General features: G+C 66.4%; 22 protein-coding genes. 10 read left to right on the top strand and 12 right to left on the bottom strand.

All coding sequences use genetic code 11. The features are described 5' to 3' along the window. Positions 1 to 15: 15 nt before the first annotated feature. Genes AXW83_RS00200 through purD form a run of 3 tightly spaced genes read right to left on the bottom strand, consistent with a single transcriptional unit; the run spans position 16 to position 2,448 of the window. Complete coding sequence (locus tag AXW83_RS00200; protein ID WP_066609595.1) at positions 16 to 930, bottom strand: alpha/beta fold hydrolase; 915 nt, start codon at positions 928 to 930, stop codon at positions 16 to 18. Further along, a complete protein-coding gene (locus AXW83_RS00205) occupies positions 927 to 1,115 on the bottom strand; it encodes a type II toxin-antitoxin system VapB family antitoxin (protein WP_066609597.1) in 189 nt (62 codons plus the stop codon). Before AXW83_RS00205 ends, AXW83_RS00200 begins: the two co-directional genes overlap by 4 nt. A gap of 52 nt (positions 1,116 to 1,167) precedes the next feature. Beyond that, positions 1,168 to 2,448, bottom strand: a complete 1,281-nt coding sequence (gene purD / locus AXW83_RS00210) for a phosphoribosylamine--glycine ligase (RefSeq protein WP_066609599.1) — start codon at positions 2,446 to 2,448, stop codon at positions 1,168 to 1,170. Positions 2,449 to 2,680: 232 nt separating this feature from the next. Between purD and xseA the strand changes: the two genes are divergently transcribed. Then, on the top strand, positions 2,681 to 4,204 hold the full coding sequence (xseA, locus tag AXW83_RS00215; protein ID WP_066609601.1) for an exodeoxyribonuclease VII large subunit: 1,524 nt from the start codon (positions 2,681 to 2,683) through the stop codon (positions 4,202 to 4,204). A gap of 15 nt (positions 4,205 to 4,219) precedes the next feature. Here the strand turns inward: xseA and AXW83_RS00220 are convergent, their stop codons facing one another. After that, positions 4,220 to 5,068: a dienelactone hydrolase family protein gene (locus AXW83_RS00220; RefSeq protein WP_156639643.1), complete on the bottom strand. Its 849-nt coding sequence runs from the start codon at positions 5,066 to 5,068 to the stop codon at positions 4,220 to 4,222. 73 nt (positions 5,069 to 5,141) lie between these two features. Between AXW83_RS00220 and AXW83_RS00225 the strand changes: the two genes are divergently transcribed. Beyond that, complete coding sequence (locus AXW83_RS00225) at positions 5,142 to 5,363, top strand: DUF2093 domain-containing protein (protein WP_066609606.1); 222 nt, start codon at positions 5,142 to 5,144, stop codon at positions 5,361 to 5,363. Here the strand turns inward: AXW83_RS00225 and lpxK are convergent. From lpxK to AXW83_RS00250, 5 genes are all read right to left on the bottom strand, one after another. Further along, complete coding sequence (gene lpxK, locus AXW83_RS00230) at positions 5,334 to 6,359, bottom strand: tetraacyldisaccharide 4'-kinase (protein WP_066609610.1); 1,026 nt, start codon at positions 6,357 to 6,359, stop codon at positions 5,334 to 5,336. The two genes, AXW83_RS00225 and lpxK, sit on opposite strands and share 30 nt — an antisense overlap. Further along, a complete protein-coding gene (locus AXW83_RS00235) occupies positions 6,359 to 7,663 on the bottom strand; it encodes a 3-deoxy-D-manno-octulosonic acid transferase (RefSeq protein ID WP_156639645.1) in 1,305 nt (434 codons plus the stop codon). The genes lpxK and AXW83_RS00235 overlap by 1 nt, the downstream gene beginning before the upstream one ends. Then, positions 7,660 to 8,406, bottom strand: coding sequence for a lysophospholipid acyltransferase family protein (locus tag AXW83_RS00240; RefSeq protein ID WP_066609615.1), 747 nt, complete (start codon positions 8,404 to 8,406; stop codon positions 7,660 to 7,662). Before AXW83_RS00240 ends, AXW83_RS00235 begins: the two co-directional genes overlap by 4 nt. Before the next feature lie 161 nt (positions 8,407 to 8,567). Continuing rightward, positions 8,568 to 8,810: a DUF4170 domain-containing protein gene (locus tag AXW83_RS00245; RefSeq protein ID WP_066609617.1), complete on the bottom strand. Its 243-nt coding sequence runs from the start codon at positions 8,808 to 8,810 to the stop codon at positions 8,568 to 8,570. Positions 8,811 to 8,944: 134 nt separating this feature from the next. Beyond that, entirely contained in the window at positions 8,945 to 9,772 is an 828-nt protein-coding gene (locus AXW83_RS00250; RefSeq protein ID WP_066609619.1) for a 3'(2'),5'-bisphosphate nucleotidase CysQ, read from the bottom strand. A gap of 253 nt (positions 9,773 to 10,025) precedes the next feature. Here AXW83_RS00250 and AXW83_RS00255 point away from each other — a divergent pair, with 253 nt between their 5' ends. After that, entirely contained in the window at positions 10,026 to 10,514 is a 489-nt protein-coding gene (locus AXW83_RS00255; RefSeq protein WP_066609621.1) for a DUF6101 family protein, read from the top strand. A 5-nt stretch (positions 10,515 to 10,519) separates the two neighbouring features. On the opposite strand, the gene ubiA is transcribed toward AXW83_RS00255, so the two are convergent. Together ubiA and AXW83_RS00265 are read right to left on the bottom strand one after the other, a co-directional pair. After that, complete coding sequence (gene ubiA / locus AXW83_RS00260; protein ID WP_066609624.1) at positions 10,520 to 11,488, bottom strand: 4-hydroxybenzoate octaprenyltransferase; 969 nt, start codon at positions 11,486 to 11,488, stop codon at positions 10,520 to 10,522. 8 nt (positions 11,489 to 11,496) lie between these two features. Further along, on the bottom strand, positions 11,497 to 11,976 hold the full coding sequence (locus AXW83_RS00265; protein WP_066609626.1) for a hypothetical protein: 480 nt from the start codon (positions 11,974 to 11,976) through the stop codon (positions 11,497 to 11,499). A 196-nt stretch (positions 11,977 to 12,172) separates the two neighbouring features. Between AXW83_RS00265 and AXW83_RS00270 the strand changes: the two genes are divergently transcribed. From AXW83_RS00270 to AXW83_RS00300, 7 genes are all read left to right on the top strand, one after another. After that, the gene (locus AXW83_RS00270) at positions 12,173 to 12,919 is read left to right on the top strand and encodes a 16S rRNA (uracil(1498)-N(3))-methyltransferase (protein WP_066619550.1); all 747 of its coding nucleotides are present in this window, start codon (positions 12,173 to 12,175) and stop codon (positions 12,917 to 12,919) included. 205 nt (positions 12,920 to 13,124) lie between these two features. Then, positions 13,125 to 14,297: a carboxylate-amine ligase gene (locus AXW83_RS00275; protein ID WP_066609628.1), complete on the top strand. Its 1,173-nt coding sequence runs from the start codon at positions 13,125 to 13,127 to the stop codon at positions 14,295 to 14,297. 189 nt (positions 14,298 to 14,486) lie between these two features. Beyond that, positions 14,487 to 15,872: a glutamate--cysteine ligase gene (locus tag AXW83_RS00280; protein ID WP_066609630.1), complete on the top strand. Its 1,386-nt coding sequence runs from the start codon at positions 14,487 to 14,489 to the stop codon at positions 15,870 to 15,872. A 102-nt stretch (positions 15,873 to 15,974) separates the two neighbouring features. Further along, positions 15,975 to 16,160 carry a Flp family type IVb pilin gene (locus tag AXW83_RS00285; protein WP_066609632.1) on the top strand — a complete coding sequence of 62 codons (186 nt, stop codon included), beginning with the start codon at positions 15,975 to 15,977 and terminating at the stop codon, positions 16,158 to 16,160. 301 nt (positions 16,161 to 16,461) lie between these two features. After that, positions 16,462 to 17,505, top strand: coding sequence for a TadE/TadG family type IV pilus assembly protein (locus AXW83_RS00290; protein ID WP_066609637.1), 1,044 nt, complete (start codon positions 16,462 to 16,464; stop codon positions 17,503 to 17,505). Positions 17,506 to 17,512: 7 nt separating this feature from the next. After that, positions 17,513 to 18,004, top strand: a complete 492-nt coding sequence (locus AXW83_RS00295) for a TadE/TadG family type IV pilus assembly protein (RefSeq protein ID WP_066609639.1) — start codon at positions 17,513 to 17,515, stop codon at positions 18,002 to 18,004. After that, on the top strand, positions 18,001 to 18,537 hold the full coding sequence (locus AXW83_RS00300; RefSeq protein WP_082766857.1) for a TadE/TadG family type IV pilus assembly protein: 537 nt from the start codon (positions 18,001 to 18,003) through the stop codon (positions 18,535 to 18,537). The genes AXW83_RS00295 and AXW83_RS00300 overlap by 4 nt, the downstream gene beginning before the upstream one ends. Before the next feature lie 12 nt (positions 18,538 to 18,549). On the opposite strand, the gene AXW83_RS00305 is transcribed toward AXW83_RS00300, so the two are convergent. Continuing rightward, entirely contained in the window at positions 18,550 to 19,431 is an 882-nt protein-coding gene (locus tag AXW83_RS00305; protein ID WP_066609641.1) for a LysR substrate-binding domain-containing protein, read from the bottom strand. Positions 19,432 to 19,477: the final 46 nt, after the last annotated feature.

Raw genomic sequence — 19,477 nt, forward strand, 5'->3', positions numbered from 1 at the left:
GGCCTCTCCCGGCCCTCACGCAACCGCCCTGGCAAGAAAGGGCCTCAATGCCGCCAGCGTCGCGGCCGGGTTTTCTTCGGGCAGGAAATGGCCGCTTTCGATCGCGAACCCTTCCGCCTGTGGAGCGAACGTGGCGCGCCATATCTCCAGCGGGCTCGCGCCCTTGGCCGGGATGCCCGCCTCGCCCCAGAGCGCCAGCACGGGACACAGGATATTGTTTCCCGAGGCGAGATCTGCCTGGTCGTGGACGAGGTCGGTCGTCGCCCCGGCGCGGTAATCCTCGCAGGCGGCGTGGATCCGGCTGGGATCGTTGAAGGATTCGGCATAGGCCTGCATTGCCAGCGGATCGAACAGATCAAGGTTCTTGGCGCGGGTCCAGCTCGCGATCGTATGGTCGAGCCAGCCCGTGGGATCGGCCTTGATCAGGTTCTCCGGCACAGGCTCGGGCTGGGCCAGAAAGGTCCAGTGATAGACCTGCATGGCGCGCGCGGCGTTCATGCCTTCCCACATCGACAGCGTCGGCAGGATGTCCAGCAAGGCGAGGCGCTCGACCCGGCCGGGATGGTCGAGCGCCAGCCGGTAGCCGACCCGCGCGCCGCGATCATGCCCGATCACGGCGAAGCGCACATGCCCGAGCGCCTGCATCACGGCGACGATGTCCTCGCCCATGCCGCGCTTGCTGTAGGTTTCCTTGCCGCCGTCGCCATGCGGCGCCGTCGACCAGCCATAGCCGCGCAGATCGGGGCAGACGACCGTATGCGTCTTCGCCAACTCGCCCGCGAGCTTGTGCCACTCGGCATGGGTCTGCGGGAAGCCATGGATCAGCACCACCGGCGGTCCCTCGCCGCCGACGCGTGCGAAGATCTTGCCGACCGGCCCGTCGATCCAGTGTGCCTTGAAGCCGGGAAAGAGGCTGTCGAGATTGCTCATTTGGACGACGCCCGTGGCAGAGCCCTTGAAGTGTCCGCCATGGCTTCTCGAGAGGTTTGCATGACGAGGCGAGCCAGCCGCTCTTGAGCGGCGATCAGGACAGCAATGTCGAGCGGTTCGCCCGTTCGCTGGATCAGCTCAAACAACAAAGCTTCGGTTTTCGGATCGTCGATCTCGATTGCCATTGCACACGCCCCGTCAGTGTTTCGCGGAGCTTACAGTGGCCGTGACGTCCCGTCAGCCGTCGCTCTCCCGCTTCACCGCCTGCCAGCCGATGTCGCGCCGGCAGAAGCCGCCGGGCCAGTCGATCAGGTCGACTGCGCTGTAGGCGCGCGCCTGAGCCTCGCCGACGCTCTTGCCGAGACCGACCACGTTCAGAACGCGTCCGCCATCGGCAACGAGATCGAGCGCCGTCTGCTTGGTCCCTGCGTGAAAGACGAGTACGTCGTCGAGCGCGGCGGCCTTCTCGACGCCCTTGATGACGCTGCCCTTCTCAGGTCCCGCCGGATAGCCCTTCGCCGCCAGCACGACGCTGAGCGCAGCCTCCTCCGACCAGCGCAGGGTGATCTGGTCGAGCACGCCGTCGCAGGCCGCCAGCAGCGCCGGCACGATGTCGCTCTTCAGGCGCGGCATCAGCACCTCGCATTCCGGGTCGCCGAAGCGGACATTGTATTCGATCAGCCTGGGCCCCTGCGACGTGATCATCAGCCCGGCATAGAGGATGCCCTGGAACGGCATTCCACGCGATGCCATGCCGGCCAATGTCGGCATGATGATCTGCGCCATCACCTGCTCTTCCAGCGCCTTCGTCATAACCGGCGCCGGCGAATAGGCGCCCATGCCACCGGTATTGGGGCCGGTGTCGCCGTCCCCGACGCGCTTGTGGTCCTGCGCCGAGGCCATCGCCAGCGCATGGGTGCCGTCGCACAACGCAAAGAAGCTCGCCTCCTCGCCGATCATCCACTCTTCGATCACGACCTCCTCACCAGCCGCGCCGAGCCCGCCCGAGAACATCATCGCGATCGCCTCGTTCGCCTCGTCGAGCGTCTGCGCCATCACCACGCCCTTGCCGGCCGCGAGGCCGTCGGCCTTGATCACGATCGGCGCGCCTTTTTCCGCGACATAGGCCTTGGCGGCGGCAGCATCCGTGAAGCGCCCGAAGCCGGCGGTCGGAATGCCGAATTCGGCGCAGAGTTCCTTGGTAAAGGCCTTCGAACCTTCGAGCTGCGCTGCGGCCTTCGACGGCCCGAAAACCTTGATCCCGGCCGCGACGAGGTCGTCGGCGATGCCCGCGACCAGCGGCCCTTCCGGCCCGACCACGACGAGCCCGATGCCCTGCAGCTTGCAGAACGAGACCACGGCCTGATGGTCCGCCACGTCGATCACGACGTTCTCGCCGCATTGCGCCGTGCCGGGATTGCCCGGCGCGATGTAGAGTCGGTCGCACAGTGCCGACGCGGAAATCGCCCAGGCGAGCGCGTGCTCGCGTCCACCCGAGCCGATCAGAAGAATGTTCATCGCGCCGTCTCCTTGCGTGCGGATATCCGCCCACCATCGTCATCCCGGGCGACCGGAGGGAGACCCGGGATCCATTCCGGAACGGTTCAGGCATGGATCCCGGATCTGCGCTTCGCTCCGTCCGGGATGACCCGCAGGGGATGCCGGAACCGAGATGAGAAGGCGGCAATAGCCGCCGATCGTCCTGACGGCAACGCTTCTGCTTGGCCATTCACCTCGTTAAGGTCGCGCCATGGATATCGAATCGCCCGACGCCCCCGTCTCCAACGCTCCCGAATGGTCGGTCTCCGACCTGTCAGGCGCGCTCAAGCGTACGCTGGAGGACGCCTTCGGTTTCGTGCGCGTACGCGGCGAGATCTCGGGCTATCGCGGCCCGGTCGCGTCCGGCCATGTGTATTTCTCGCTCAAGGACCAGAACGCCAAGATCGACGCCGTGATCTGGAAGGGTGTGTTCGGCCGCCTCAAGACCCGCCCGCAGGACGGGCTCGAGGTGATAGCCACCGGCAAGATCACCACTTTTGCTGGCAAGTCGAGCTACCAGATCATCATCGATTCGCTAGAGCCCGCCGGCATCGGCGCGCTGATGGCGCTGCTGGAGGAACGCCGCAAGCGCCTGGCGGCGGAGGGTCTGTTTGCCGAGGAGCGCAAGCAGCTCATTCCCTATCTGCCTGTTGTCATCGGCGTCGTCACCTCTCCGACTGGCGCCGTCATCCGCGATATCCTGCACCGGCTGGAGGACCGCTTTCCGCGCCATGTCCTGGTCTGGCCGGTGCGGGTTCAGGGCGAGACCAGCGCGGCCGAGGTCGCTGCCGCCATCGCCGGCTTCAACGCACTGCCCGAGGGCGGGCGCATCCCACGGCCCGACGTCATCATCGTGGCGCGCGGCGGCGGTTCGCTCGAGGACCTGATGGGCTTCAACGAGGAGGTCGTGGTGCGCGCTGCCGCAGCCTCCGACATTCCGCTCGTCTCGGCTGTCGGCCACGAGACCGACTGGACGCTGATCGACCACGCCGCCGACCTGCGCGCCCCGACCCCGACCGGCGCCGCCGAAAAGGTCGTCCCCGTCCGTGCCGAGCTGATGAGCATGGTCGCCGACCTCTCGCGCCGGCAGGCCGGCGCGATGCGCCGCCTCTCCGACCGCCGCCGCAGCGATCTGCGCGCGCTCGCCCGGGCGCTGCCGGCGCCCGAAGCCGTGCTGTCGGCCCCGCGCCAGCGGCTCGATCTTGCGACAGCGCGGCTCGCTCCGGCTCTGGCGAAGAACGCCAGGGCGCATGAGCAGCGCCTGGTCCAGGCGGCGCAGCGCCTGTCGCGCCGCTCGCCGGTCGTCCGGCTCGCCGAATTACGGACGCGGCTGACAGGCATGGGACGTGCGCTGGATACGGCAAAGCGGACGGCGGTCGCGTCTGAAATGGCTCGGATAGAGCGCTCGCGCGAGCGGGCGCAGGCCGTGGCCGACAGGGCGGCCCGCGCCTTCGCGCTCGGCCTTGCCCGTCGTGGCGAACGGCTCCGCTCGCTCTGGACGCTGATGCGCTCGCTGGGTCCGGACTCGGTCCTGGCTCGGGGCTATGCACTCGTGCGCGACGAGGCCGGCGCGTCGGTGCGCGGTGTCGCCCAGGCCCAGGCCGGGCAGGAACTGAGCGTTCAGGTCGCCGATGGCCGCTTCGCCGTCACGGTTGCGGGCCGCTCAGACCCGCCCAGGCCGGCCCGCCCCCAGCGCAGGTCATCAGCGAGAACGGATCAGGCCGATTTGTTCTGATCGTGCCGGCGTCCGTCAGCGCTTGGCGAGAAAACCGAAGACCCGCTTGATCGCGTCCTCACGCGCCGCCGGGTTGGTGCCGACCATCGCCTTGCCCGTGCCCGTGGCCGAATAGGCGATGTCGGTCTTTTCCCGGACTTCAAGGCGGGGATGGTCGAAATCGTGCAGCGCGCCGGGATAGAGCACGAGCTCGACATTCTCGCCGCGCTTGCGCGCCGCCTTCGCCAGGAAGTCGCAAGGCGCCGGCGGCGTCCAGTCGTCCGCGTCGCCCATCAGCAGGAGCGTCGGAGTTCGCGCCGCGAAGGTCGCCGACTCAGATTGCAGCCGGCAGCTTGGATAGAATGCGATGGCGCGCAGGAAATCGGGCCGGTCGTCGGCCGGCCGGCGATCGGTCCGGATCGCCGCCAGCACCGTTGCCCCGCCGCCGGACCAGCCGAGCAGGGAAATCTCCGCCTTGCGTACATCGTTGCGCATCTGCAGCCAGTTTCGCGCCGCGGCCGCATCGGCGACGCGTTCGCGGCTCGGGCGGACGGTCAGTTCCTTCACCCCGCATTGCGAGCCGAGCTTTCGCGACCCGTAGCTGTCGGGCATTAGAACAATGAAGCCGGCAGCCGCGAAGCGTTCGCCCCAGTCGGAATGGCGTGTCGAGAGCGTGCCGTTGTCGCGCCAGAGCCCGCCGCAGCCATGCAGCGCGACCACGGCGGGAAACGGGCCCGGCCCGGAGGGGCGGTAGAGCACCGCGTCGAGCTGGCCGTCGTCGATCGGGACACGTACGCGCTCATAGCCGCTGGCGCCTGCAGCCGAGGCGGCGACCAGAGCGAGGCCTGTCAGAACCGCCAGAAGACGGATGAGGCTGGACATCATCGGCAGGAGCGCTATCACGGGGCAGGATTATCTGGATAATCCGCCCGCGGATCAATGGTTTCGATACGTTACGATGAATATTAGCGAGCGTCCTCCCATGCCCGGCCCGGAAGCCGCGGTCGATTACGGCCATGGCGAGTTCCGTGTCGTGCGGCCAGGCGCCTTCGTGCGCTGCGCCATCACCGGCGCGCCGATCAGGCTGGAGGATCTGCGCTACTGGTCGGTCGAGTGGCAGGAAGCCTATATTTCGCCCGAGGCGGTGCAGCTAAGAATGCGCCGCGCCGGCAGGACCTGAGCCGGCCAGCGCCCGGTCGAGCAGGGCGGCAAGGTCTTTCGGCCGCTCGATGACGAGCGTCACCGGCACGGCCATCAGCAGGGTCCGCTCGCCCTCGGGCCAGAGCGGGCCAAGCTTGGTCATGTCCTTCTCGGTCGTCGCCACGACGCTGTTCCTGGCCTTCGCTTCGGCGATCAGCGCTGCGATATCGCTCGCGCCATAGGCATAATGATCGCCGAAAGCATGATCCGCCACGATCTCCGCGCCGGCCTCGCGCAGCGTCGCCAGGAATTTCTCCGGCCGTCCGATCCCCGAAACGGCGAGTACGCGCTGTCCCCTCAGTTTGTCCGTCGAGGCGGCGTCCGGGACAAGGTGCCCTTGCAACACCATGATCCCCGCCGAGCGGGCGGCGCTGCCGACGGCTTCGCCGGCAGGCCCGGCGCCAATGACCAGAACGGCATCGGTTCCGGAAAACTGGCCCGAGAGGGGAGCCCGTAACGGCCCGGCCGGAATGCAAAGCCCGTTGCCGATCCCGCCGAAGCCATCGACGACGGCCAGCCGCAGGGTTTTGGCGAGCGACGGATTTTGCAATCCGTCGTCCATCACGACCACGCTGGCACCCAGCATCCTGGCCAGTCCTGCCCCGGCCGGCCGGTCGCGCGACACGATCGTGCGGATATGCGCGGCCATCAGCACGGGCTCGTCGCCGGCCTCGGCTGGCGTATGCCGGGTCGGATCGACTTCGAGAGGCCCGGTCAGCGTTCCGCCATAGCCTCGCATCAGCACGAAGGGCGTCTCGCCGCGCATTCGTAGCAGCGCCGCCAGCATCAATGCGGTCGGCGTCTTGCCGGCGCCGCCGGCGACGAAATTGCCGACGCAGATGACGGGAATTCCGGCATCAACGCCCTTACCGCGCATCCGCCGCGACGTGAGCGCGCCATAGAGCCAGCCGAAAGGTTGCAGCAGCCGTGCGAGTGGGGCAGGGGGCAGCCGCCACCAGAAGCCCGGAGCCCGCATCAGGACGTCGTCTCCCGCTGGTTGATCGCGACCCGCATCAGCAGCGGTTCGATCGCCTGCATGGTTCGGTTCAGCGCGCCGCCGAGTTGGGTCGCGGTCTGGGCCGCGTGCCGTGCCGCCTGCCGCGCCGCGGAGGGATTGCTCAGCCAGGCATGGACGGCGCTGGCCAGCGCCTGCGCATCCGCGACGGAGCGCGCGCCGCCGTCGCGGTCGAAGGCCGCGAAGATCTCGGCGTTGTTGTGGACATGGGGGCCGTGCAGCAGCGCGCAGCCGAGCTTGGCCGGCTCGATCGGATTATGGCCGCCAATCATCGGCACCAGCGAGCCGCCGAGATAGGCCACCTGCGACAGCCGGTAGAACAGCCCGAGCTCGTTCACCGTGTCGGCGACGTAGAGTTCCACGCCCTGCTCCGGCGTCTGGCCGGCTGCTCGCCGCGCCACGGCGATGCCGTTTGCACGGGCCAGATCCTCGACCTCCGGCCCGCGCTGGGGATGGCGCGGCGCGATGATGGTCAGAAGCCCCGGAAGATGCGGCATCAGGCCAAGATGGGCCGAGATGATCGCCTCCTCTTCGCCTGGATGCGTGCTGGCTGCGATCCAGACCGGGCGCCCGGTGGTCAGCCCGTCGAGAATGGCCAGCGTGTTCGCATCGGCCGGGGGGGCGGCGACGTCGAATTTCAGGTTTCCCGCGATGCTGACGCGGTCGGCGCCGAGCTGCGCCAGCCGCTCGCCGTCGCCCTGCGACTGGGCAAGGCAGCTTTCGAAACAAGACAGCAGGTAGCGCGAGGTCTTCGGGGCCTTGTACCAGCGCTTGAACGAGCGCTCGGACATCCGACCGTTGACCAGCACCAGCGGCACCGATCGCTTGCGCGCCTCGATCAGAAGATTGGGCCAGATCTCCGACTCGCAGATCAATCCGAGAGCCGGGCGCCAGTAGTCGAGGAAGCGCCGCATGTAGCGGGGCACGTCGAGCGGCAGGTACTGGTGGATCACGCCGGCCGGCAGCCGGGCGGCGAGCAGCTTCGCCGAGGTCACGGTGCCCGAAGTCACCAGCACGGCAAGGCCCCGGCGCTGCAGCTTCTCGACCAGCGGCAGCAGCGTCACGGTCTCGCCGACGCTGGCGCCATGCAGCCAGACCAATGTCTTGTCGGGGCGACGCACGCCGGGATAGCCGCGCCGCTCGGCGAAACGGGTCGGATCCTCCTTGCCGTTGCGCCGCCGCCAGAGCAGAAGGCCGGCGGCGGCCGGCTCCAGCAGCGCGGTCAGCATTCTGTAGCCGGTCAGGATCGCGCCCTGCTCCATCATGGCGCTTCGCTCAGGACGGCGGCGATGGCCGGAGCGGGCCTCAACCCGGCACCGGGATCGTGCCCGCCGACGATCGCATAGGCGCGGGCATGGGCGGCGTCGAGCCCGGCTTCCAGCGCCAGCCTCGCGGCCTCGCAGGTCGCCTCGTCGGCCTCGCGCGCGACTTGGATCGCCTCGCCGACGACGATCGCGCCGCGGCCGAAGGGCAGGCCGATCGAGGCCCGGTCCCAACTCTTGAAGTCGATACGCCGGCTGGTCGCGACCGCGATCGGATGAATCGGCCGGCCCGACGCCCGCGCCAGCGCGATGATGCCGGGTCCGGCGATGCGGGCGCGCTTGGGGATGTCGGCGGTCAGCACCATCGTCTCCCCGGCCGCGAGCCGGCGGACCATGGCGAGGAAGGCGCTGGCCCCGCCCTTCTCGCGGACCTTGCGGCCCAGCGCTCCAGAGCCACGGATCGCGCCGATGCCGAGTTCTCGCAAAGCCACCGCGTTGAACCCGCCATCGCCATGACGGGAGACTAGCGAGCAGGCCGGCATCCAGTCGGGCCGCGCGAACGGAATCATGATGTGCTGCCCGTGCCACATGGCGATGATCAGCGGCAGCTCGGTCCGGACACGGTCATAGATGTCGGCCGGCTCGACGACGATCCGGTTCGTACGCTGGACCAGGCGAAGGTATCCGGCCAGCAGACGGCCGAGCGTCTCCTGCGCCATCTTCGTCTTGAGAATGGAAAAGCCCATCAGATCCAGTTCCGGCTCTCGAACAGGAGCGAGAGCATCAGGTCACGCCGGCTGCGGCCGCTTTCGCATCACGTCCGGCGACGTCGGCGAATCACGGCAAGCGGCTTGCCGGCACAGTCTGGCACAACTGCGTGTCGCGAGCCTGACGTCGGCGCAGTGGCTCAGGCGTTGGACGGCTCGGGGTCCAGCAGGCGGTGCAGATGCACGATGAAGTAGCGGGTCTGCGCCTGATCGACGGTTGCCTGCGCCTTGGATTTCCACGCCGAATGGGCGCTGGCGTAGTTCGGGAATACGCCGACGACGTCGAGCTTGGCGAGGTCCTTGAAGGTGATGCCTTCGAGCGAGCTCAGCTCACCGCCGAAAACGAGGTGAAGAAGCTGCTTCTGTTCCGGTTCGGCGCTCATGGGTCCCTCCAGCACGAGTCAAACACTGTCGCGGCACCAGATAGGCCATCCATCAGGACGGTGCGAGTGCCGAATGTGACGTCCCGTGCAGTTCCATTCTGAAACCGGCAAGAAACGTCCGATTCGAAAAGGATTCAGGTCCGCTGCGGCTGACCGTCGCGCAGACGCAGCAGCGCGCTCAGCAGCGGCTCGGCCAGATTCGCAGCGCTGGCGACGAGCATACCGTGCACCGGTGTCTCGCGATTGTAGACGACGGGCTGTCCATCGGCGCCGCTCAACCTGCCGCCAGCCTCGGACAAGATCAGGTCGGCGGCGGCGATGTCCCAATCGCGTGCATCCGGCGAGATCAGACCGGCATCGATCGTCCCGTCCGCGATTCGGGCAAGCCTCAATGCCAGAGACGGGATCTTGTCGGCCGGTTCGAAGCTTTCCAGCCGGGCCAGCGCATCGAGCATCGGCTTGGGGCCAGCAATGCGGGCCTCGGCGAGGATGCCCTTGCGCGTCGTGGCGATCGGGTGGCCGTTGCATTGCGCGCCATGGCCGAGCACGGCGGTGTAGGTCGCCTCGCAGGCCGGCGCATGCACGATGCCCAGGATCGGCACGCCATCGTCGAGCAGCGCGACGCAGACCGCCCAGTCGGGCGAGCCCGACATATAGGCGCGGGTGCCGTCGATGGGGTCGACGACCCAGACGAAGCGGCGCGACAGCCGCAGCGCATCGTCCACGGTCTCCTCGGACAGCCAGGCGGCTTCCGGCAATAGCACCGAGAGCTGAATCCGCAGAAAGGTATCGACGCCGATATCGGCTTCCGTCACCGGAGAGCCGCCGCTTTTGGACCAGGTCCGTGCGGCGGTTTTGGCGCCGGAACGAAACAGCGCAAGTGCGATCTCGCCGGCATCGATGCAGCTTTGGCGGATCGCCGGCAGCAGGTCCGAGGCGATGGGCAGCGGGTGGGCGCTCATGATCCGTCTCGTATCGGATGAGGAAGCCGTTGTTTCAAGCTGAAAAAGTGCCGGCCGGCCGAAAGATTCCGTCAAGCATCATGCATGAAACAGGCCAGACCTTGGCTTTGAACGACGGAAACATAGACCTTTAACCGAACGCCTTAAGCGCTCGGACACGGCTGCGACGCAAACCTCGACCTGCAGGCACGAGAACCCCGGACTTCGAAAGAGGGCTCCGTAGCGGCAGGGATTGAGAGAGGCGTTTGAACACATGGCCAGCTTTATGCCGGCCACCGGAGAAGCCGGCTTCGTGCCGAGCTTCTCCGGTGGAGTGACCACCGAAACGGACATGCCGCGCATCCAGCGGATTGGCTCAGTGCGGATACTGCGCGGAGCCGCCGGCTGGCGCGGCGTCGCTCTGAGACTCGCGCATTCGACCGGCGCGGACGAGCGTTTCGAACTCGCCCTCACGACGGCGGATGGCCATTCCATCACCGTGGCGGTGATGGACCAGGAAGAATCGGTTGCGCTCTGGCGCGATTGCGGCCGCGTCAGCGGCCTGCCGCTCCTGCTGCAGACCTGCGACGGCGTCGTCTCCGAGCCCTATCCGCAGCTTGGCCGGCTCGCCGTGGGCCCGATCAGGATCCGCCGGCGTCACGCTTTCCTCAACGACCGTCGGCCGCGCTTCCTCGCGCGTCGCAAGACCGGGCGCCTCGGCATCAGGCCGGTCATCGTCGCCGGCGAACGGATGACTGACTGACGGCGTCAGAAGGTGATCCGGCCGAGCCCGTCGAGGGCAAGGCCTGCCGCCAGCAACAGCCCCGCATCACGGTTGGAGCGGAACAGTCCAAGCGCGATCGGCGGCGTCACAGCGCGCAGCCGCGAGATCTGCCAACCGAGATGGGCGGCGAATGCGCCGACACCAAGCCAGGCACCGGCTCCGCCCCCGACCAGCCAGGTCGCCGACCCGGCGAGCAGCACGGCCAGCGCAAAGCACAGCGCCACAGCCTCGCGCGCACAAGCGCCAAAAAGGCGCGCGCTCGACTTGATGCCGGCGATCGCATCGTCCTCGATGTCCTGCATCGCGTAGATCGTGTCGTAGCCGATCGTCCAGACGATCGCGGCTGCATAGATCAGATAGGCCGGCGCATCGAGCCGCCCGAACACCGCGCTCCAGCCGACCAGCCCGCCCCATGAGAACGCCAGCCCCAGCACGAATTGCGGCATGTTGGTGACGCGCTTCATGAACGGATAGATCGCAACGATTGCCAGCGAGGCGATCCCGGTTGCGATGGTGAAGCCGTTGAACTGCAGCAGCACCACGAAGCCGGCCAGCGACAGGCAGACCATGAAGATCGCCGCCGCTTTCGGCGTGACCTGCCCGGATGGCAACGGCCGTCCGCGCGTGCGCGCGACCTGCGCGTCAAGCTTCCGGTCGACGATGTCGTTGAAGGTCGAACCCGCGGCGCGCATCGTGATCGCGCCGATCAGGAACAGCAGGCAATGCCAGGGATCTGGAAAAGGACGGCCGGCGGCAATGGCTGCAAGTCCCGCTGCCCACCAGCACGGCAGCAGCAGCAGCCACCAGCCGATCGGCCGCTCCATCCGCGCGAGCTTGAGAAAAGGCCGCCAGCGTAGCGGCGCGTGCGTATCGACCCAATGGCCTTTCAGCGCATCAGGCAGGACGGCGGTGTCGGCTGTCGGCGCCGGGTTCGGGTTCGGATCAGGCGCCATGGCGCCGCTCAGAGCGCGCCCTGGGGAACCCGCATGGCACCGCCCGTGATCGCATCGGACCCGCCGAACGGGTTGCCGCCGCGCTGCTGCTGGGCCTGCTGCTGCGCCTTGCGCTGCATCACGGCCTGCTGCTGCACGGCGTTGCAGGCCTGGTTGCGGATGCCGGCGGCCTTTTCGTTGTCGGTCTTGATACCGTCGACGAAATTCTGCGGAATCTGGCACCAATCCATGTTGGCGGATGCGAATTTGAGCGCCGACGCGCCGTTGCTGACAAGCCGCCCGAGCGTGCTGCAGGCTTGTGCCGGAGTCAGCTTCTGCTTTGCCTTGGAACTCGCATTGAGCTGGCCGATGATGGCCTGCCGCTCCTGAAGCAGCTTCTGCATCTGTTCGCAGCCCGATGCCTGCGCCTGCACGGGGCTGGCATCGAAGAAGGCAGCAGCCGCGAAGCCGACTGTCGCAAGGACGCCTGAAGCCGTTTTCCGCCGCATGATCTCCCGCTCCGATTGAGGCGTATCGCGAGACGTTGCCGATCCGCGATTTCCTTGCCGTTCCGGCTGTGTTAGCGCCAAGCGCCCCTCCGAGTCCATCGGGCGGCGACCTTGAGCGCCGTGCGATAGACCGGGATTGTGGCGGTTTTCGCGCTCGCGCGCATCAGATATCACCGGCCGGGAGGCCGCATCGGCGATGTCCACACCCGATTTCGCCCGACACAGGCTCCATCTCGAGGCGCCGCTCTCCGTCGGCGCCCGCCTGCCGCTCGCCCGCGACCAGGCGAACTATCTGTTGAACGTTTTGCGGTTGAAGGAAGACGGTACGGTTCTCGTCTTCAATGGCCACGATGGCGAATGGCTCGCCGCCATCGCGGTCGAGGGTCGCAAATCGGCCGCTCTGATCATGGTCAGGCAGGTTCGGACGCAGACCCCGCCGGCCGATCTGCATTATCTGTTCGCCCCGCTGAAACATGCCCGGCTCGACTACATTGCCCAGAAGGCTGTCGAGATGGGCGCCGGCGTCCTCCAGCCGGTGCTGACCCGGCATACCCAGGTCTCACGGCTCAATCTCGACCGCCTCCGGGCGAACGCCGTCGAGGCGGCCGAACAATGCGGCATCCTGAGCCTGCCGCAGATCAGGCCCGAGGCTGCGCTTGCCGCCGCCCTGGATGCGCTGGAACCCGACCGTATGCTCGTCTTCTGCGACGAGGCTGCCGATCGACAAAGCCCGCTCGCGGTGCTTGCTGGCGCAAAACCTGGCCCGCTGGCGGTGCTGATCGGCCCCGAGGGCGGCTTCGACGAGGCGGAGCGTACGTTGATTCGCGCCAGGCCGGGAACGCTGGTCCTCTCGCTTGGACCGCGGATCCTGCGTGCAGACACCGCAGCCGTCGCCGCCTTGGCGCTGGTCCAGGCCAGCCTCGGCGATTGGCCCCGGCTTTAAGGGCTGCAGGCAGCGGCGCGCCCCGCTATGCTTTTGGAGTTCGGAGGGGGCGGAACGCACGGGCACGTCGGACGTTCTCGCGGAGCCGGAGGAGGGCCGCACTCTCGACTCATTTTCGGCCAGTCTGGGCGCGCCTGCCTGCAGCTGCGCTGACATCTCTTTTTGCGCCAAGGCCGGACACGAATCGCCCAACGAGGATGACGCCATGAGCGAAGCCTGCCGCTTCGGTATCGAAGAAGAGTATTTTCTGTCGGACGCGGCCAGCCGCGGCATCGTCAGGCGGGTTTCCCCCAAATTCATTGCAGCGATCCAGGGCGCCTTTCCCGACGAGGTCCAGCGCGAGATGCTGCAGTCGCAGATCGAGGTCGCGACCCCCGTCTGCGAATCGATGGCCGAGGCCAGGCGCTCGCTGGCCACCCTGCGCGCCGGGCTTGCCAGCATCGCCCTGGAACATGAGCTGCTGCTGCTCGCCTGCGGCACGCATCCCAGTGCCGTCTGGACACGCCAGCGGGCTACCGATGAGTCGCGCTACGACAGGCTGATGCGCGACCTGCAGATGCTCGGCAGCCGCAACCAGCTCTGCGGTCTGCATATTCATGTCGAGGTCGAGGACGAGGACGAGCGCATCCGGCTGATGGGCCGGATGCTCCCCTATCTGCCGTTGCTGCTGGCGCTCTCGACCTCCTCGCCGTTCTGGCAGGGCCAGCGCACCGGTCTGATGGGCTACAGGCTGTCCGCCTATGCCGAACTGCCGCGCACCGGCCTACCCGAGCTCTTCGACGACCCGGCGGACTATCGCGCCTATATCGACACTTTGATCGCCGCGGGTGCGATCAAGGATGCGAGCTTCATCTGGTGGGCGCTACGCCCGTCCGACAAGCATCCGACGCTGGAACTCAGGATCGCCGACAGCTGCACGCGCCTGAACGATACGCTGGCGATCGCGGCGCTCTATCGCTGTCTCGTGCACCATCTTTTGCGCCGGCCGAAGCTCAATACCGGCCTGACGGCGGCCTCACGCGGCATCGCGGCCGAAAATGTCTGGCGGGCCCAGCGCTACGGTGTCCATGGCGGCCTGATCTGCGCGCAGAGCCGGACCATGCGCACCGTACCTGAGCTGATCGACGAACTGGTCGATCAGCTCGCGGAGGATGCGGCCGCGCTCGGTTGCCAGGCCGACCTCGCCGCGTGCCGCGATATCGTTGCCGCTGGCACCAGCGCCGACATCCAGCTCGCGGTCTTCGAGGAGGCGCGGGGCCGATCCGGCGGGCCTGCGGCGGGTCTCAACGCCGTCGTCGACTGGATCGCCTCCGAGACGAGGATCGACGGCGTGACCTGGCTCGCCGAGGCGTCGCGGCCGATGCGCGGCGCCGCCTGATCGCTGGAGTGGCCCTCATCTGGACTGCTGCCTTGCGTTGACGCGACCCTGACCCTTCCATCATTGCGGGACACAGGTCGTTGTCGAGCGTTCGGCGCTCGCCTATGTCTGCGCCCGGAAGCCTGATCCGACCCCGCCGTCCCGGCCTGGCCGGAGTTTCGGCGGTCCTGTGGTTTTGCCGGAGCGCCCATGGCTCGCGATGTGTCCGATTCGACCCCGATCAGTTCCAAGGCCGAAATGGTCGGCTGGATCGCCGAGGGCGAGAAGCCCGCTTCCGCCTTCCGGATCGGAACCGAGCACGAGAAATTCCCGTTCTATCGCGACGACCTTTCGCCGGTGCCTTACGAAGGGCGGGCGGGCGGCAATGCCGGCGGCATACGCCATCTTCTCGAAGGCATGGCGCAGCGGCTCGACTGGGAACCCATCGTCGATGACGGCCATATCATCGGCCTTGCCGGTCCCGACGGCGGCGGCGCGATCTCGCTCGAGCCGGGCGGCCAGTTCGAATTGTCGGGTGCGCCGGTCGAGACGCTGCACGAGACCGCAAGCGAACTCGCCGGCCATCTCTCCGATGTGAAGGCCGTCGCCGAACCGCACGGCATCGGCTTCCTCTCGCTCGGCCATTCGCCGCTCTGGACGCGCGCCCAGACGCCGGCGATGCCCAAGAGTCGCTACAGGATCATGGCCGATTACATGCCGAAGGTCGGTTCGCGCGGCCTCGACATGATGTTTCGCACCTGCACCGTGCAGGTCAATCTCGACTTCGCGACCGAGGCCGACATGGTCAGGAAGCTCAGGGTTTCGTTAGCTTTGCAGCCGGTCGCGACCGCTCTCTTCGCCGCCTCGCCCTTTACCGAAGGGGCGCTCAACGGCTTCCAGTCGATGCGCTCCGAGATCTGGCGCGACACCGACAGGGCCCGTTCCGGCATGCTCGCCTTCGCCTTCGACGAGGGCATGTCCTATGAAGCCTATGTCGACTGGGCGCTCGACGTGCCGATGTACTTCGTCAAGCGCGGCTCGGTTTATCACGACGTCGCTGGCGCCTCCTTCCGCGACCTGATGGCCGGGACGCTGCCGCAACTGCCGGGCGAGCGGGCGACCATGTCCGACTGGGCGAACCATCTCGGCACACTCTTTCCGGAGGTCCGCCTCAAGCGCTTCCTCGAAATGCGCGGCGCCGATGCCGGCCCGCCCGAGATGCTGAATGCGCTGCCGGCCTTCTGGGTCGGCCTGCTCTACGATCAGGCCGCGCTCGATGCCGCCTGGGATCTCGTCAAGGGCTGGAGCGCTGAGCAGCGTCAGGCGCTGCGTGACGCGGTGCCGAAGCAGGGACTCGACGCGACGGTCGCCGGACGTACCGTTCGCGACATCGCCCGCGACGCGCTGGAACTGTCACGCGCCGGCCTTGCACGCCGCGCGCTGAAAAACGCAGCCGGGCAGGATGAAACCGTTTATCTGACGCCTCTGCACGCCATCGTCGCGGAAGGGCGGACCCTGGCACAGGTGCTCGAAAGCCGCTGTCGTGGCGAGTGGGGCGGAAAGGTCGCGCCGGTTTTCCTGGCGATGATGCTGTAACGCAAGAAAACAGCTCGTTCTGCCGCCGGAAATTGCGATCTCGACCAAGTTGAGGGGCCAGATTAACGATTTGGTCGACTCTATGTCCCAAAGTCGGCCGCCATGGACAAGCTCGCTGCCCGCCTTCGGACTTTCGCACGAGACGAACGCGGTGCCACCGCGATCGAATACGGTCTCGTCGGGTTGCTGATCTCGGTCAGCATCATCACTGCGGCGACGCAACTCGGCCAGGCGATCGTACCGTTCTTCGAGTTCGTCGCGGGGAAGGTTGCGAGCGTCAAGCCGTAACCCGGCGGGGGCAAGTCTGGCTTCGGCCTCGTCCTTGAACATGTCGTTTCGACGGTATCGAATGCGCCCGCTCGCGGTTGTCAGGGAGCCGCGCACACCCTTATGGCTCTGCAATCTCGTTAAAAGCTTGTTTACGGACATTGCAGCTATCGACCGAAATTCGGCTCGTATCTCCCGAATCCCCATAGATTCGGCAGTCGAATAAAGGGTTCCGCAAGGTTCCAGGCGTGATCTCAGCACATTGAATTCGTCCTGCAACGATGGCGCCGAAAGTGCTGCTGCAGTGGCGGGAGGTCGGATCATGCTGAACACTGTCCTGAATCCGCTGAGAGCTTTGATCGCCGACCAACGGGGCGTGAGCTCTGTCATGCTCGCAGTCAGCCTTCCGGTGATCGTGCTCAGCGTCGGCGGCGGCATCGACATGACGCGAGCGATCGCATTGCGCCAGCAGGTCGCAAGCGCGATCGAGTTGGCGTGCAAGCAATCCGCCATCGAAGTCGATTACAAGGCGAGCAAATCCGCGACCCCCGACAAGGACAACTACAAGCCTTTCGTCGATCAGTTGATCCAGGCTCGCCTGACGTCGGCGAGCCTGACGGGCGTCGCAGCCTCCAGCGTGGTCGACACCAAGAAGATCTCGATTACCGCTTCGACTGTCAGCCCGAACGTGTTTGCCAAGGTTCTGAATTTCGACACCGTTCCGATCTCGCTGACGCGCGAATGCGCACGCAGTTCGACACCGCCGCCCGTGCAGGGAACCGTGCTGTTTTCGGAATCGTTCGAGGTCAATCACAACGTCGCCTCGAACGACTGGACGGTGCTGAAGAACTGGAACGGCTGGACGACGAAGGACGCCGGCATCGAGATCAACGGCATGCCGCAGCTCTCAGGCAACACGATCCGCTTCGGCAATTTCTTCGCAGAGCTCGATTCCGATTGCCTGGGTGCGTCGAACTGTCAGGCCAATTCGACGATGTCGCGCGAATTGACGCTGGCGCCTGGAAAATACGAACTCCGCTACTGGTACATTTCGCGGGTCCGCAATCCTGCTGCGAATTACGTAGGCAAGGTCATCTGCGGTACGGACGCGGATGTCGCCTGGGCGACATGGGAAGGGCAGACCAACAGGATCGAAGTCTTTTTCGAGAAGCAGGGGTCGTATAATTTCGCGGCCAAGGACATGGTCGATGTCTGCGTCCATACTGATCAATGGACCGAGCGAAAGATACCGATCGTCGTCACCAGCAATGCCAAGTATCGCATTTCTTGGCGGGCAGCAGGGCGTCAGGACACCTATGGCGGGCTGATCGACTACCTGCGCTTCTGCAGCAACACCTGCCCGTGATCGAGCGATGACCGACGATCCCGATATGTCCAGGCCGAACGCCATATTGATGGCTGTAGCCAAATCAATGGCAGCATTCGGGCGTGATCGCAGCGGATCGACCGCGATCGAATTCGGCGTGGTCGGGCTGATGCTGGTCACGATCCTGCTTGCCACGATCCAGTTCTCGATGATGCTGCTGTGCCAGATGCGCCTACACGACACGTTGTCGGATGTCGCGACCGGGGCGAATACGGCATTGTTGGCGGATAAGGCCGGGTTGCGGGTCCTGATCTGCGACAATCTGATACTAGTCGATAACTGTGCCGGGACGCTTCTGCTCGAGAAAGCTCCCGTCAAGACATTCTCAACTGGCCCGCAGCCGATAGCAGGCGCCACATTCGCTGCCGGCACAAAAGGCGATGCCATGCTGATCCGCGCGACGGCGAATATCGTGACCTTCGTTCCCGGATTGCCGGCGCTGAGCGTGAGCGGCACCACTCTGTTCGCGAGCCCATGATGCTGAATCGTTTGAGGCGCTTTATCGGAACGAAATCATCGTCCGTCGCCACGGACGAAAGCGGCGTCGCGGCGGTCGAGTTTGCTCTTCTAGCGACGCTGCTCCTCACGCTTCTGGCGGGCGGCGTCGACCTGACCAATGCTCTGATCGTTCAACGCGATGTGGATCGCCTGTCCAACGAGCTTGCGCAGGCCTTGGTCGGCTGCGGCGACGAAAGCTGCGTGATCAAGAACGGTTCCGACATCAACGCCAGACTCAGCAACATCGCTCCCGGCCTTGATGGAATTGCGGTCGGCTTCGCCAATGTCCAGCGCATCAGTGATGCGATCGTAGCTCAGGGCGGCAACATGACCTATCTGCCGGCAGATATGACCACTCTCGCCAAGTCCGTGTTACCGGCTGACAAGGACTGGGGAGTTGCCACCCTGATCACCTACACGCACACGCCGATCCTGCTCAGCTTCGCCAAGGATTGGGGCTTCAACCTCGCGAATTTCCGCAGCTATAACGTCATGCTACGAACGAAGGCCTGATCGCCCGCCCCCCTACTCCGCCGCCGTCTTGAAGCTCTGCAAATTGTCCAGGCTCTGGATGATGTGCTCGGCCAGCGCGTTCGACAGCACGGACGGGTCGAAGCGGGTGCGCAGCAGGCCGATCTTGCAGGAGGGCAGCGTCATGAAGCCCTCCGCCGGCCCCAGGATCTTCATCCCCGGCCTCACCGCGCTTTCCGGCAGCACCGAGACCGCCAGCCCTGCGACGACGGCAGCGCCGACGGCGGTCGAGTTCCAGCTTGCATAGAGCACGCGGAAGCGGCGCCCCTTGCCCTCCAGCGCCTCGACGGCGGCCTGGCGCCAGTTGCAGGTCGGCCGGCCCAGCGCGAGTGGCAGCGGGTCCTCCTCGTGAACACCGTGGCGCGCCGAGGTCACCCAGAGCAGGGGCTCGATGCGAATGATCTCGCCCTGGCCGCGGTTCTCGACATGCGTGATGATCGCGAGGTCGATGTCGCCGGTGGCGATGCGGTCCGCCAGCATCGGCGTCGGCTCGCAGACGACCGTCACTTCCGCGCGCGGATTCGAGCGGGCGAAGCGCGCGAGAATTTCCGGCAGATAGCGGTCGGCATAGTCGTCGGGCACGCCGAGCCGGATGCGGCCCTTCAGGTCGGCGTCGGCGAAGCTCGCGACGCATTCGAGATTCAGCCGCACGATCCGGCGCGCATAGTCGAGCAGCCGCTCGCCATCCTCTGTCAGTTTGGCGTGGCGTCCGTCGCGCCCGAACAGCGGACGCCCGACCCGCTCCTCCAGCCGCTTCATCTGCATCGAGACGGCCGATTGCGTCTTGAACACGATCTCGGATGCGCGGGTGAACGATCCCGTATCGGCGATCGCGACGAAGGTCTTGAGCTGGTCGGCGTCGAGCACATGCGCCATCGCGGTCTCCCGATCGGTTCATCAATATCCGTGTTGTGAAGCATCA

This window comes from Bosea sp. PAMC 26642, from assembly GCF_001562255.1.
Lineage (GTDB): Bacteria > Pseudomonadota > Alphaproteobacteria > Rhizobiales > Beijerinckiaceae > Allobosea.